Annotated in this window: 13 protein-coding genes; 3 read left to right on the top strand and 10 right to left on the bottom strand. The window is 70.8% G+C overall.

Features of this window, described 5'->3' with window-relative positions; all coding sequences use genetic code 11:
- Nucleotides 1–180: 180 nt before the first annotated feature.
- Complete coding sequence (locus tag BLT25_RS07430; protein WP_091044356.1) at nucleotides 181–615, top strand: VOC family protein; 435 nt, start codon at nucleotides 181–183, stop codon at nucleotides 613–615.
- 9 nt (nucleotides 616–624) lie between these two features.
- Nucleotides 625–3,342 carry an AAA family ATPase gene (locus tag BLT25_RS07435; RefSeq protein ID WP_091043785.1) on the top strand — a complete coding sequence of 906 codons (2,718 nt, stop codon included), beginning with the start codon at nucleotides 625–627 and terminating at the stop codon, nucleotides 3,340–3,342.
- Here BLT25_RS07435 and BLT25_RS07440 read toward each other — a convergent pair.
- The 7 genes from BLT25_RS07440 to BLT25_RS07470 form a co-directional block, all read right to left on the bottom strand.
- Entirely contained in the window at nucleotides 3,328–3,921 is a 594-nt protein-coding gene (locus BLT25_RS07440) for a TetR/AcrR family transcriptional regulator (RefSeq protein WP_091043788.1), read from the bottom strand. The two genes, BLT25_RS07435 and BLT25_RS07440, sit on opposite strands and share 15 nt — an antisense overlap.
- A gap of 40 nt (nucleotides 3,922–3,961) precedes the next feature.
- A complete protein-coding gene (locus BLT25_RS07445; protein ID WP_091043790.1) occupies nucleotides 3,962–5,026 on the bottom strand; it encodes a branched-chain amino acid ABC transporter permease in 1,065 nt (354 codons plus the stop codon).
- A complete protein-coding gene (locus BLT25_RS07450; RefSeq protein WP_091043793.1) occupies nucleotides 5,023–5,889 on the bottom strand; it encodes a branched-chain amino acid ABC transporter permease in 867 nt (288 codons plus the stop codon). The genes BLT25_RS07445 and BLT25_RS07450 overlap by 4 nt, the downstream gene beginning before the upstream one ends.
- Complete coding sequence (locus BLT25_RS07455) at nucleotides 5,889–6,617, bottom strand: ABC transporter ATP-binding protein (RefSeq protein ID WP_176883680.1); 729 nt, start codon at nucleotides 6,615–6,617, stop codon at nucleotides 5,889–5,891. The genes BLT25_RS07450 and BLT25_RS07455 overlap by 1 nt, the downstream gene beginning before the upstream one ends.
- A gap of 328 nt (nucleotides 6,618–6,945) precedes the next feature.
- Nucleotides 6,946–7,725 (bottom strand): ABC transporter ATP-binding protein, encoded by a 780-nt coding sequence (locus BLT25_RS07460; protein WP_176883682.1) that lies wholly within the window; start codon nucleotides 7,723–7,725, stop codon nucleotides 6,946–6,948.
- The gene (locus BLT25_RS07465) at nucleotides 7,722–9,014 is read right to left on the bottom strand and encodes an ABC transporter substrate-binding protein (RefSeq protein WP_091043796.1); all 1,293 of its coding nucleotides are present in this window, start codon (nucleotides 9,012–9,014) and stop codon (nucleotides 7,722–7,724) included. The genes BLT25_RS07460 and BLT25_RS07465 overlap by 4 nt, the downstream gene beginning before the upstream one ends.
- A 169-nt stretch (nucleotides 9,015–9,183) precedes the next feature.
- Nucleotides 9,184–10,158, bottom strand: a complete 975-nt coding sequence (locus BLT25_RS07470; protein ID WP_091043798.1) for a helix-turn-helix domain-containing protein — start codon at nucleotides 10,156–10,158, stop codon at nucleotides 9,184–9,186.
- A 136-nt stretch (nucleotides 10,159–10,294) separates the two neighbouring features.
- Here BLT25_RS07470 and BLT25_RS07475 point away from each other — a divergent pair, with 136 nt between their 5' ends.
- A complete protein-coding gene (locus tag BLT25_RS07475; protein WP_091043801.1) occupies nucleotides 10,295–10,825 on the top strand; it encodes a Dps family protein in 531 nt (176 codons plus the stop codon).
- 64 nt (nucleotides 10,826–10,889) lie between these two features.
- On the opposite strand, the gene BLT25_RS07480 is transcribed toward BLT25_RS07475, so the two are convergent.
- The 3 genes from BLT25_RS07480 to BLT25_RS07490 form a co-directional block, all read right to left on the bottom strand.
- On the bottom strand, nucleotides 10,890–12,155 hold the full coding sequence (locus BLT25_RS07480; RefSeq protein ID WP_091043804.1) for an NAD(P)/FAD-dependent oxidoreductase: 1,266 nt from the start codon (nucleotides 12,153–12,155) through the stop codon (nucleotides 10,890–10,892).
- Nucleotides 12,152–12,499, bottom strand: a complete 348-nt coding sequence (locus BLT25_RS07485) for a non-heme iron oxygenase ferredoxin subunit (RefSeq protein WP_091043807.1) — start codon at nucleotides 12,497–12,499, stop codon at nucleotides 12,152–12,154. The genes BLT25_RS07480 and BLT25_RS07485 overlap by 4 nt, the downstream gene beginning before the upstream one ends.
- 81 nt (nucleotides 12,500–12,580) lie before the next feature.
- Nucleotides 12,581–13,459 (bottom strand): alpha/beta hydrolase family protein, encoded by an 879-nt coding sequence (locus tag BLT25_RS07490; protein ID WP_256328496.1) that lies wholly within the window; start codon nucleotides 13,457–13,459, stop codon nucleotides 12,581–12,583.
- Between the last annotated feature and the right edge of the window lie 47 nt (nucleotides 13,460–13,506).

Consider the following 13,506-nt stretch of genomic DNA (forward strand, 5'->3'; position numbering starts at 1 on the left):
GATGTTCTCCTGTGGTGAGGTGTCTTTCTCGACGCCCTGACTCTCTCGGGAGACCCACTGGCCGGACACCAGGGAAGGACACTGGCGAACCCACGGGTCACCCACCGGTGTCCCGGGCCCACGCATCACCAGTGGCTCGACCGCGGGCGAGTCGTCCGTCCGATGGGCCACAGTGCCGACATGGACTACAGACTCGAGCTGCTCGTGCTTCCGGTCTCCGACGTCGACCGGGCCAAGGCCTTCTACCACCGGATCGGCTTCCGGGAGGAGGCCGACTACATCGACGACGGCTTCCGCGTCGTACAGCTGACCCCGCCAGGCTCCCCGACCTCCATCATCATCGGGCGCGGGATCACGGGTGCCGAGCCGGGCTCGGTGCAGAACCTCCACCTCGTCGTCACCGACATCGAGCGGGCCCGGCGCGATCTGCTCGACCGCGGTGTCGAGGTCAGCGAGATCTTCCACGACGCCGGCGGGGTGTTCCCCCACGCCGGGACCGCCCACCGGCTGGCCGGGCTGAGCCCCGGCCGGAGGTCGTACGCCTCGTTCGCCTCGTTCGCCGATCCGGACGGCAACGGCTTCCTGCTCCAGGAGGTGAGCGAGCGCGCGTCATAATGGCAGACGATGAGCACGGAGAATTCCGCCCTGCGTGGGCGGCGTACGGAGCGGGACGCCCTTGACCGGATCGTGCGGGACATCGGCGGCGGGCAGAGCCGGGTGCTCGTGGTCCGCGGCGAGGCCGGTGCCGGCAAGACCGCACTGCTCGACTACCTGAGCGATCGCGCCACGACGGGCCGGGTCATCCGGGCCGCGGGCGTCGAGCTCGAGTCGGAGATCGCGTACGCCGGTCTGCAGCAGCTCTGCGCGCCGCTCATGCCGCACATCGACCGGTTGGCCGAGCCGCAGCGCGCCGCGCTCGCGACGGCGTTCGGCCTCAGCGCCGGCGAACCGCCCGAGGCGCTGATCGTCGGGCTGGCCGTGCTCGGCCTGATGGCGGAGTCCGCCTCCGAGAACCCACTCGTCTGCGTCGTCGACGACGCCCAGTGGCTGGACCGGATGTCGGAGGTGATCCTGACCTTCGTCGCCCGACGCCTCGACTCTGAGTCGGTGGCGCTCGTCTTCGGTGCGCGCACGCCCGGTGACGAGCAGCTGCTCAGTGGTCTGCCCGAGCTGCGGGTCACCGGTCTGGCGGACGCCGACGCGCGCATCCTGCTCGAGTCGGCGCTGCACGGCCCGGTGGACGCCCGGGTTCAGGACCGGATCATCGCCGAGACGCGGGGCAACCCGCTCGCCCTGCTCGAGCTGCCCCGCGGACTGACCCGAGCCGAGCTCGACTTCGGGTTCGGTGGGCAGAGCTCCACCCCGCTCACCAGCCGGATGGAGGACGGCTTCGCCCGGCGCATCGCCGCGCTGCCGGCCGCCACTCGGACGCTGGTGCTCGCGGCCGCGGTCGAGCCGGTGGGCGACCTCCCCCTGCTGCTGCGGACGCTCGAACGTCTCGAGATCGGCATCGACGCCGCCGCCCCGGCGGAGGACGCCGGCCTGCTGGAGATCGGGACGACGGTGCGCTTCCGGCATCCGCTGGTCCGCTCCGCGAGCCGACGCGAAGCCGACGCCTCCGCGCTCCGCTCGGTCCATGCCGCGCTGGCGGCGGCGACCGACCCCGAGGTCGACCCGGACCGTCGCGCCTGGCACCGCGCGCATGCGGCGCTGGGACCGGACCAGGAGGTGGCCGACGAGCTGGAGCGATCCGCCGACCGGGCCCTCGCCCGCGGCGGGCGGGCGGCTGCCGCGGCCTTCCTCGAGCGGGCGGCCGAGCTCACCCCGGACGCGTCCACGCGGGCAGGTCGGATGCTCGCCGCGGCCGAGGCGCTCTTCGCGTGCGGTGCGCTCACCGACGTACCCGGTGTGCTCTCGGCGGCCGAGCTCGGCCCGCTCGACCTGGTCCAGCGGGCCCGGGTGGAGCGGCTTCGGGCCAAGGTCACCTTCGCGGTCGACGCCGGCGTCGGCGCGGTGCCGGCGCTGCTCGAGGCCGCCCACCGGCTCGAGACCCTCGACCCGAGCGCCGCGCGCGAGACGTACCTCGCAGCGATCGCGGCGGGCGTGAACGCCGGCCGGTACGGCGCCGACGAGCTGCGCCGGGCGGCGGAGGCCGCCCGCGGCGTACCTGCCGGTGAGGAGCCGGCCGGACTGCTGCTCACCGCGCTCACGACCTGGGTCCTCGACGGCCATGCCGCCTCGGTGCCGCTGGTCACCCGAGCCCTGGCCGCGGTCGGACCCGAGAACGACGTCGACCTGGCCTGGTTGTGCGCGATCCTCGTGCACGAGGTGTGGGACGACGCCGACTACCAGGCCCGGACCGAGCGGACCCTCGCGTACGCCCGTGAGACCGGCATCCGCTCGCTGCTGCCCTACGCGCTGTCCTCCCGTGCGATGGCGCTGATCCACGCCGGTCGCTTCGCCGACGCCGCGGACCTGGTCGCCGAGGCCGAGGCCATCGGTGGGGCCACCGGCTCCTCGCCGCGATCGGCCACCGCCGTCATCCTGGCCGCGTCCCGCGGTCAGGAGGCGTCGGCGCTGGACCAGATCGACGCCCTCGGTCGTGAGGCCGAGGAGGGCAGTCTCGGCTGGCTGCTGGCCGTCACCGGATTCAGCCGGGCGACGCTGCTCAACGGCCTCGGCCGCTACGCCGAGGCGCTCGAAGCGGCCGACCGAGCCGCCGAGCACGGTGACGTCGCGGTCCTGCAGTGGACGCTTCAGGAGCTGGTCGAAGCCGCGTCTCGTACGGGCGATCTCGCCCGGGCCACCAAGGCACGCGACCGGCTCGCCGAGCGGACCCGCTCCGTCGACGCCCCGTGGGCACGCGGCGTCCAGGCCCTGGTCGACGCGTTGGTCGCTCCCGGTGCGGAGGCGGAGGCCCTCTACCTCGAGGCGATCGAGCAGCTCGACGGGTCGTGGATGACCTGGATCCTCGCCCGGGCGCGGCTGCTCTTCGGGGAGTGGCTGCGCCGGGAGAACCGTCCCGCCGATGCGCGGCAGGTGCTGCGTACGGCCTACGACGCCTTCGCCGCGATGGGCGCGGAGGCCTTCGCCGACCGGGCGGAACGGGAGCTCGCCGCGGCCGGCGAGAGCCTTCCCCGACGGACCGGAGCCGTCCAGGAGGGCCTCACCCCGCAGGAGTCCCAGATCGCTCGCGCGGCGGCCGCGGGGCGCACCAACCCGGAGATCGCGGCCGTGCTGTTCCTCAGCCCGCGCACCGTGGAGTGGCACCTGCGCAAGATCTACACGAAGCTCGGGATCGCCTCCCGGCGCGAGCTGGCTGGAGCCTTAGGCGGGCGATGACTCACGCAGGTGGGTGATGAGGAGCGCCAGGATCGCCTCGAGGTGGTCGGTCCTGCCCGTCACCTGCAGCACCGAGACACCGCCCTGGATGCCGGCGATGATCGCGGCCGACGTACGTCGCGCGTCGAGCTCGGCGCTCACGGAGCCGTTCGCCTGCATCGTCTCGATGCCGACACGCACATGGTCCTGCCACTGGCGGATCAACGTGGTCGAGACCTCGGCGGCCCCGGGGACGCTGCCCACCTGGTTCATCAGCGCCGCCAGCGGGCAGTTGGGACCCTGCGCCTTGTAGCGCGCGAGGACAGCCCTGCGCCAGCGGTCCCAGGCAGCCCACGAGTCGAGCTCGCCGAGGTACGGCTGCTGGTCGTCGATCACCCGGGCGGCCTCCAGACGGGCGACCTCGAGGAACAGCTCCTCCTTGCCACCCGGGAAGTAGTGGAAGATCTGGCTCTTGCTCGTCCGGGTGGCCGCGCGGATGTCGTCCAACGTCGCATTTCCGGGGTCGGTGCTGCGGAGGTAGGTCGACGCACCCTCGAGAAGCCGCTGGCGCGTGGCCATGCCCTTGGTCGTGAACGCCATCCGCCGAGCCTACCTCGAAACCGGACCGATCAGTCCAAAATCACTCGAAATCCACAGACTTGGCCACTTGTGGAGAACCCTGTGGATAAACCTGGTGACCGACCGGGAAGACCTCGTAGCGCCCCCGCGCCGCCAGCCCCCACAGCCCTTTCGGTGCGAGCAGCACCACGGCGATCGCGACCGCGCCGAGCGCGATGAGATACCAGGTGCCGTACGAGTCGAGCAGCTGCTGCAGCGCGAAGAAGATCACCGCTCCCAGGATCGGGCCCTCGATCGTTCCTAGCCCGCCGATGACCACGATGAAGATCATGAAGGCGGTGTACTGGACCGAGAACATCGAGTCGGGTGAGACCCGCAGGCCGTTGACCGCGATCAGGGCACCGGCCAGGCCGGCGCCGCCGGAGGCGGCGACGTAGACGAGGCGCTGCGAGCGCCGCACCGCGACGCCGAGGGAGGCCGCGGCCACCGAGTCGTCACGGATCGCGGTGAGGCCGAGGCCGACGCGCGAGCGCATCAGGGCGTACGTCGCGAGCACGACGAGCACGGCCAGCGCGAGCGCCAGGTAGTAGACGGTCGCGATCCGGGTCACCCGGTCGACGCCCTGGAAGGCGGTGAGCGAGAGGCCGGAGCCGCCACCGAAGCCCGGGAGCTCCTGGGTGACCAGCTTGAAGACCTCGGCCACCACCCAGGTGCCGATCGCGAAATAGCCTCCGACCAGCCGGAACAGCAGGAACGACGTCGGGATCGCAAGCAGTGCACAGACCACACCGGCGGCCACCACAGCCACCGGGATCGGCAGCCCGACGACGTCGGCGAGCTTGATCACTCCATAGCCGCCGGCGCCGATGTAGGCCTGCTGTCCGATCGAGACCAGGCCGCCGTAGCCGGCCATCAGGTTCCAGGTCGTGCCGAGGATGATCAGCGCGAAGAGGGTGACCAGGTTGGTCACGTCGCCCGGGCTGAACACGAACCACGGCGCCGCGGCCAGGAACACCACGATCGCGGCGAGGACCCCGCCGCCGGCGAGCGAGGGCCAGCCGCCGCGTACGACCTTCAGGTCTCGTGTGGCGAGGTCTTGTCTGGCGAGGGATGTCGTGGAGCTCATGCGACGACCGCCTTCGGGAGCAGGCCCTGGGGCCGGAACAGGAGTACGACCAGGAAGACCAGGTGGCCGGCGAGGACGCCGTAGGCCGGGTCGATCTGGGCGCCGACGGTCTGCGCGACGCCGAGCACGAGGCCGCCGAGGAGCGTGCCCCACAGCGAGCCGAGCCCACCGATGATGACCGCCTCGAAGGCGAAGATCAGGACCAGATCCCCGTACGTCGGACTGAACTGCGTCGACATGCCGAGGAAGACTCCGGCCAGGGCGACGGTGCCGATGGCGATCGCGGTGGCCAGGGCGTACATGTGCCTCTCGTCGATCCCCATCAGCGTGGCCGCCTCGGGGTCGTCCTTGGTCGCGCGCATGGCGCGGCCGATGCGGGTGTGGGAGAGGTAGAGCTGCAGGCCGACGATGACGGCGACCGCCACCACGAGCGTGATCAGCGAGAAGACGCCGATACGTAGGTCGCCCAGCTCCACCGACGAGGTCGACAGGTCGCCGATCGAGATCTTGCGGGAGTCGGCGGTGAAGATCTCCTGGAGCAGGTTGGCGCCGATGACCGCCAGGCCGAACGAGACCAGCAGCGGCGACAGCTCGCCGTGGCGCAGCGCCTTGTTGAACAGGCCGCGCTGGATCGCGTAGCCGACCGCGGCGAGCACGGGGATCACGATGGCGATGGTGAGGAACGACGGCATCCCGGTCAGCTGGACGAGCCAGAACGCCAGATAGGCGGAGGCGACCGCGAGGACGCCGTGGGCGAGGTTGACGATCCGCATCACGCCGAAGATGAGGCTCAGACCGCAGGCGAGGAGTGCGTACTGCCCGCCGAGCAGGAGTCCTTGGAGGACCGCGTTGATCCAGTCCATCAGCCGGCCTCCCTTCCTTCCGAGGCATCGACCCCGAAGTACGCCGCCTGGACCTGCTCCCGGGTGACCTCGGCCGCGGCGCCCTCGAGGACGGTCCGGCCCTCGAGGAGGCACTGCACCCGGTCGGCGACCGTGAGTGCCTGGGTGAGGTCCTGCTCGACCACGAGCACCGTCGTCCCCTTCTCCGCGATGGTGGGAAGCGCTCGGTAGATGTCGGCGATCACGACCGGGGCGAGGCCGAGCGAGACCTCGTCGAGCAGGAGCAGCTTCGGGTTGGACATCAGCGCCCGGCCGATGGCGGTCGCCTGCTGCTCGCCGCCGGAGAGGTGGGCTCCGCGGCGCGTCCTCAGCTCCTCGAGCAGCGGGAACGCGTCGTAGACGGTCCGGAGGTTCCAGGGGCCGGGCCGGCGTCCGTGCGCGCCGACCTTGAGGTTCTCCTCGACGGTGAGCGAGGCGAAGATCCGGCGTCCTTCCGGCGTGAGCGCGATGCCCTCGCGTACCCGTCGGTGGGCGGGGGTGTGGGAGACGTTGTGGCCGTCGAAGCGGATCTGGCCGGCGCTCGGCCGGAGCAGGCCGGCGATGGTCTTCAGCAGCGTGGACTTGCCGGCGCCGTTGGCGCCGATCACCGCCAGTGTCTCGCCTTCGGCGACGGTGAGGGTGATGCCGTGCAGGGCACGGAAGTCGCCGTAGGCGACGTCGATCGCGTCGACCTCGAGCAGGGTGGTCATCGGCCTTCCTCGGATGCTGACCGAGGTAACTCGGTGAACGGGTGCTTGCTTCGTGGAACTCCGCACGGGGAGTGCGCGCCGACCGAGGTACCTCGGTGAGCATTCACCAAGGCGCCCCGGGATGTTGACCGAGGTAACTCGGTGAACGCGTGCTTGCTTCGTGGAACTCCGCACGGGGAGTGCGCGCCGACCGAGGTACCTCGGTGAGCATTCACCAGGGCGCCCCGGGATGCTGACCGAGGTAACTCGGTGAACGCGTGCTTGCTTCGTGGAACTCCGCACGGGGAGTAACCGCCGACCGGGGTACCTCGGTGAGCACTCGCCGGGCTCACTGGTCCTCCAGGTCGGGGGAGCCGAGATAGACGGCGGCGACGGCGTCGCTCGCCATCACCTCGCGTGGGTCGCCGGTGGCGACGACGTCGCCCTGCGCCAGGCACATCAACCGGTCCACGACCTGCAACAACGCGTGCACGATGTGCTCGATCCAGACGACTCCGGTGCCGTTGTCGCGGATCGCCGAGATGGTCTCGATCAGGGCGGGCAGCTCGTGCTCGGTGAGACCGCCGGCGATCTCGTCGAGGAGCAGCAGCCGCGGCTGGGTGGCCAGCGCGCGGGCGAGCTCGAGCCGCTTGCGGTCGAGCAGCCGCAGCGAGCCGGCGGGGGTGTTGGCCAGGCGGGTCAGGTCGGCCGTCTCCAGCGCCTCCCATGCCTGCGCGGCTGCCTCGCGACGACGCTTGCCCGCACCGAAGGTGGACCCGACCAGCACGTTCTCGAAGACGGTGAGCCCCTCGAAGGGGCGGGGGATCTGGAACGTACGCCCGATCCCGAGGGCCGTGCGGCGGGCCGCCGGCATCCGGGTGACGTCGGTGCCGTCGAAGCGGATGGTGCCCGCGTCGACCGGGAGCGTGCCGGTCACCAGGTTGAGCAGCGTGGACTTGCCGGCGCCGTTGGGGCCGACGATGCCTAGCGCCTCGCCCGCGGCCACGTGGAAGGAGACCGAGCGGGCGGTGACGACCTGGCCGAACGCCTTGGCCAGGCCTTCGGCCTCCAGCAGCGCGCCGGCGGGCGCGCTGCTGGAGGCGTCGAGCGTTGGTTGAACAGAGGTCACTTGAGCGCCTCGGGCTCGCCCCCGAGAGGTACGTCGGGAGCCAGCGAGTTCTGCACGACGACCAGCTCGAACGGGTGCTCCCCGCCCTCGACCTGGCGCCACTGACCGCCCGCGAGCGAGGTCTTGGCGACGTACGGCGGGACGTTCGCGTCCTTGCCCCAGGCGACGTCACCGACGACCGTGGAGACCTCGAGGCCGGAGAGGGCCTTGGTGATCGCGTCGGCGTCGGTCGAGCCGGCCTCGGTCACGGCCGCGGTCGCGACCTCGAAGAGCGCGTGCGCGAAGCCGAGCGGCTGGGTCCACTGCTTGCCGGTCTTCTCCTCGTACGCATCCGCCAGCTCCTGCGCGGACTGGCCGGTCAGCGAGGACTTGTAGGGCGCGGTCGGGGTCCACCACACCTCGGTGGAGAGGTTGTGGGCGATCGGGCCCAGCGCCTCGACGGAGGACGGGAACAGGAGCGCCTTGCCGATGGTCGCGACCTTCGGGTTGTAGCCCTGCTGCTTGGCCTGCTGCCAGAACGTGGTGAAGTCCGGCGGGATCGGGACGCCGACCAGGACGTCGTGACCCTTGAAGGCGCTGATCTGGGCGGAGAAGTCCTTGGTGCCGTTGGGGTAGTTGCCCGGGTTGTCGATCTTGACCCCGGACGCCTCGGTCAGCGCCGGGAAGTTGGCGCCCCAGGCCTCGCCGTCGGGATCCTTCGGGAACAGGCCGCCGGCCTTCTTGTTGTTGGGGACCTTGCCCCAGATGTCGGCGTAGACCGTCGCGACGTCCTCCAGGCCCCAGAAGAAGTGGTAGCTGTACTTCAGGTCGGCCGGCTTGTCGCCGCTGCGGATCGCGAAGGGCTGCCACGGGGCGACCGTGGTGATGCACGGGATCGAGTTGGCCTCGCACTGCTCCGAGACCGGGTTGACGATGTCGGGCGTCGAGGAGGCGACGATGATGTCGGCGCCGTCCTTGTTGATCAGGTCGCCGGCCACCGTCCCGGCCTTCGTGGTGTCGCTCTGCGCGTCGCGCACCACGATCTCGACGTCCAGCTCCTTGTCGCCCGCCTTGACCGGGTGGTCCTTGAAGTAGGCCTCCATCTCGTCGACGACGAAGCTGTTCGCCTCGCCGAAGGGCGCCGAGGAGCCCGTCTCGGTCGAGACGAACCCGATGGTGAGCGTGTCCTCGCCGCCACCGCTTTCGTCGTCGATGCCGCCCGACCCGCAGGCCGTCAAGGTCAGCGCCATCGCTGCGACACCGGCGGCGGCCATGCTCAGGCCGCGTCCGGTGGTGAGTCCGTTGCGCACGTACGTCTCCTTAGAGAGTGTGGGGTGTTCGAGAGTGTCGTCCGCCACCGCCCCTACAGGTGGGAAGCAGGGTCTGGTTGGCGGAAAATCGCATGGAAGACCTATCGGACTTTGGTGGACTTGTCACCCTTTCGCGCCGAGAAGTGAGTTGTGACGTACGAAACTCGGGTCAGGCGCGGGCGGCGCGGCGTACGTCTCCGGCGGCGACGCCGAAGCGCTTGCGGAAGGCCTGGGAGAAGTACGAGGCCGAGGTGAAGCCGCACTTCTCGGCGACGTCGACGGTGCGGATCGCCGGGTCCGAGCCGGTGGCGAGCATCGTGTAGGCGAGCTCGAGGCGGCGGCCGAGGATGTGACGGGGGACGCTGGTGCCGGCGTCGGCGAAGAGCCGGGAGAGGTGGCGTTCGGAGATGCCGGCGCCCGCGGCGACGTTGGTGGCGGAGAGGCCGGGGTCGGCGAGATGGTCCTCGATGAACGCCTTCGCCGCGGCCCGGTGGGCAGTGGCCAGGGAGACCTTCCCGGCAGTGGCGATCACCGAGATCAGGTCGAGAACGGCACCCTCGTCGGCGGGCACGGGATCGTGGGGCCGCAGGGCGCGGCCGACCATCTGCACGAGGGCTCGGCCGTGCGGGTCCTGGTCGCGGCCGGCGTCGAGGACGAGCGGCTCCGGCATCGACGTGATTCCGGTACGAGCCGCGAAGGCGTCCACCGGGACCTTGACCGCGAGCTCCTCGAGGCCGTGCCCGAAGCCCCGCAGGAAGGGCGCGTCGACGTCGCACACGATCAGCTGTCCGGGCCGGATGACCTTGCGACGGCCGGCGTACTCCAGGATCGCCTCGCCGCGGAGGCTGGCGTAGACGGCGATCGACCGTGCCGGGATCTCCTTGACGAGGCTGGCCGGACGCTCGACGACGTGGCGGGTGGCCCGGACCCGCGCCAGATGGATCTCGTCGAGCTGCAGGTTGACCTCCTGCGCGTCGAACCCGTGGCCGTCGATGGGCCGGCAGGAGAGCGCGATCAGGGCGCTGGCGTTGTGGCGTTCCCAGGCCTCGACCTGCGCGTCCGTGTTCAGCCGGCTGGTCTCGAAGACCTCCGGGCGGCGAACCCGCGCGACGAGGGGGGCTGGATCGTCTCCGGCTGGCGGCACGGCCCGACTCTACGGTGTGCCGCGAGCCACGGCGATGACTTAGGGAAGACTAACCTTTCTGGAATGGTTCAAGAAAAGGTGGCACAGTGGGTGTCACCAAGAAGGACCCACATCTATCCAGGGGGATACACCGAACATGGCCACGCAGACCGCCACGAGCAGCGCCACCCACACCTCGCACCCGGCGTTCGTCCCGAGCCCGGCGTTCGCGACGCAGATGCAGCGCCTGCTCGTCGATCTGACCGAGCTCAGCCTGCAGGGCAAGCAGTTGCACTGGAACGTCGTCGGCAAGAACTTCCGCGACATGCACCTCGTCCTCGACGAGGTCGTCGACGCGGCGCGCGACTTCACCGACGAGGTCGCCGAGCGCATGCGTGCGCTCTACATCCTCCCCGACGGCCGCACCGGCACCGTCGCCGAGGACACCACCCTCGCGCCGCTCCCGGCGACCGAGGTCGACACCGCGACGGCCGCCGACCTCGCCGCCGCCGCGCTCTACGCCACCTCGAAGACCGCTCGCGACATCCACGACGACATCGACTCCGAGGACCCGACCACCGCCGACCTGCTGCACGCGATCATCACCCGCGTCGAGCAGCTCGCCTGGTTCATCGACTCAGAGAACCGCGTCGCCAACCAGTCCAAGCCGGCGCAGATCACCGTCTGAGATCTTTCCCCTAAGACGGCGTCCCGCGAGTTGCTCGCGGGGCGCCGTCCTTCGTTTGTGTGCGCTACCGGCGCAGCAGCGTTCGGAGGCTCTGGGTCGGATCCGCAAGATCAGATGCACGTACGTCGGCAGCACGGTCGATCAGCCGGCGCGCTGCTTTCGCGGCGTTGGCGTCATCGACCGCGACCGCGCCGAGGAGGCGCTCACCGCGGAGCGTGAAGACGGCGAACGGCGGCTCGCCGACCACGCCGCGTACGACTGTCTGATGCTCGGCGTCCGGCGACCGCATCTCGCCGACCCCCTCGACGTGGAGGCCGTAGCGGTCCGACCACCACCAGGGAGCGGTGGCGGGCGGAGGCGGGGACCCGAGGATCGTCGCGGCCGCCCGGGCACCGTCCAGCTGTGCAGCCTCCCAGTGCTCGGCACGGTGGTGGTCGCGGAGCCGGGAGCAGTCGCCGACCGCAAGCACCGACGGGTGGCTGGTCGTCTGGTCGGCGTCGACGAGGATCCCGCGCGAGGTCTCGAGGCCGGCGGCCTCGGCGAGGCCGGCCTCGGGTACCAGCCCGACGGCGAGGAGCACGGCGTCGAACTCCCGCGAGTCCGGCTCACCCTTCAGCTGCGCCGCGATGCCGGTCGGGGACTCCAGCAACGTCTCGACCGTGGTCGTCAGCGCCTCCACACCGTGGTCGGCGTGAAGACCGTGCAGCCAGGTCGCCACCTCGATTCCGACCGCCGCCGCGAGCGGCGGCGCGAGCGGGTCGACCAGCACGACCTCGACCCCCAGCCCACGCGCGGTCGAGGCCACCTCGGCCCCGATCAGCCCGCCGCCCACGATCAGCAGCCGGGCCCCGGGCACGAGCGACGTACGCAACCGATCGGCGTCCGAGACCTCCCGGAGCACATGGATCGGCGATACGACGGGACGTTCTCGTCGTTTACCGGTCGGTAGTGCGGCAGGAACGTCCCGTCGTACCTGAGCGATCGCGGGCAGGACCGCACGACCACCCGTGGCGAGGACGATCCGGTCGGCGGTCAGCACCTGCCCGTCGGCCAGCTCGACCTCACCGGCGTCCGGGCGCATCGCGACCGCGACGGTGTCCCCGACCAGCGAGACCCGCTGGTCGGCGTACCACTCCGCAGGCTGGAGCGCGATCGACTCGAGATCACGAGCGCCGGCGAGGTAGTCCTTGGAGAGCGGCGGGCGGTCGTAGGGGACCGCGTCGGCGGAGAGGAGCGTCAGCTCGCCGACGAACCCGTTCTTCCGCAGCTCCGCGACGGTCGACACACCGGCGATCCCGCCACCGACGACGAGGACCGACGAGACCGTCACGGACGCTCGTTCGGGAACAGGTAGACCTCCCCGTCACGCACCTCGACCCGGTGCGGGACGGTGTCCCGGGTGGCCGGGAGCCCGTCGACCTTGCCGGTCTTGAGGTTGAACCGCGAGGAGTGCAGGGGGCACTCGACGTCGCCGTCCTCGACCCAGCCCTCGGCCAGCGAGGCGGTCTCGTGGGTGCAGGTGTCGTTGAGGGCCCAGCAGGTGCCGTCGTCGTCGCGCAGGATGGCGATGTCGTCCTCGGTGCCGGTGATGTCGGAGGAGATCGCGATCCCCTCACCCTCCGGGATGTCGTCGACGGACGCGACGCGGATTCCTGTGCTGTTTCCGGTGTCCATGCCCCCATCTTCCAATGCCGGGCACAAGGAACCGGCCACCTCCCCCGAGGTGGCCGGTTCCGTACGCCCGAAGCGGGTGGATCAGTCCGGGCAGGTGTTGCGGTAGTCGGACAGGTTGATCGAGGACGGTGCCGGGCAGAGGAACTGCGAGTAGCGGGTGTCGTCGTCGACGTACCTCTTCAGCCAGGTGACGAACAGGCGCCCTTGCCAGTCGTCATCGGTGTTGGCGATGAGGTGGTCGCCGTTGTTGATCTCGCCGTACGCCTTCTCCCGCGCCCCGGTGGCCGAGGTGTAGAACGGGATCGAGTGGGAGGAGACCGGGGCGATCGTGTCCAGCTCCGCGCCGATGATCATCGTCGGGACCTGGATGCCGGGCCAGGTCTTGTCGGTGTGCCAGGGCTGCAGCGCGACCGCGGCCTTGACCGAGGAGTCCTGGTTGGCCGCGGCGAGGGTGCCGCCACCGCCCATCGAGTGGCCCGAGACCGCGATCCGGGTCTCGTCCAGCCGCGAGGCGACGGCCGAGGAGGCGTCCTCCTTCAGGTAGTCGACCGCGGCCAGGATCTGCGAGCCGCGGCTGTCGGGCTGGTCGTAGATGGTGTCGGTGTCGATCGCGAAGACCACGAACCCGTGCGAGGCGACCCGGCGGGCGATCGAGGAGTAGGCCGAGGACGTCGCGGTGAAGCCGGGGGCGAGCACCACGCCGCCGTACGTCCCTTCGCTGGTCGAGGTGGGGTAGTAGATCGTCCCGCCGCCGAAGCCGGTCACCAGCGAGGAGACCGAGGCGGTGGAGAGGGAGAACGTGCCGTTGTCCAGGACGCCGGCCGACGTCGGGTCCGGGCCGCGCTCATAGGGGCTCTCCGCATCGGCCGGCGCGACCAGGCCGAAGAGGGGGAGAGTGACGGCCGCGGCGACCGCGGCGATCCTGACGGAGAGTGACCTGAGGAGGTGTGATTCGAGCACCGAGCATGCTCCTTCGTCCATCCGGCCCCGGGCTGTCCGGGGTTCCG

Origin of the sequence: Nocardioides sp. YR527 (assembly GCF_900101045.1) — a bacterium.
GTDB lineage: Bacteria > Actinomycetota > Actinomycetes > Propionibacteriales > Nocardioidaceae > Nocardioides.